Source organism: Nocardiopsis sp. MG754419 (assembly GCF_018207095.1).
In the GTDB taxonomy this organism is placed as follows: domain Bacteria; phylum Actinomycetota; class Actinomycetes; order Streptosporangiales; family Streptosporangiaceae; genus Nocardiopsis.
In genome coordinates this window covers 1-260 of sequence record NZ_QOCZ01000459.1, presented here as the reverse complement: position 1 = coordinate 260, position 260 = coordinate 1, and the positions used below count along the sequence as shown (strand labels likewise).

At 72.3% G+C, this 260-nt stretch carries 1 protein-coding gene; it reads right to left on the bottom strand.

What is annotated here, in order from left to right; genetic code table 11:
• On the bottom strand, window positions 1–248 hold a 248-nt coding region (locus tag DSY14_RS28540; RefSeq protein ID WP_211719659.1), incomplete at its 3' end, for a hypothetical protein.
• Window positions 249–260: the final 12 nt, after the last annotated feature.

The window sequence follows — 260 nt, the reverse complement described above, 5'->3', positions numbered from 1 at the left end:
ACCGCGGGCGTCCCGCGATCGGTCAGAGCCAACCGCTCCGACCCCGTCAGCTCCACGCACTCGCCCACCATCGATCCCGGGTCATCGGCCATGGCCCGCAGCACCCGCACCAGGACCGCCCCCAGGGCACGGACCGTGGCCGCGTCGAAGAGGTCACACGCGTACTCCACGACCCCCGACAGCCCCGCCGCCCCGCCCGAACCATCCCGGCGCTCCACGAAACCCACCGCGAGATCGAACTTGGCCACACCCGTGTCCAC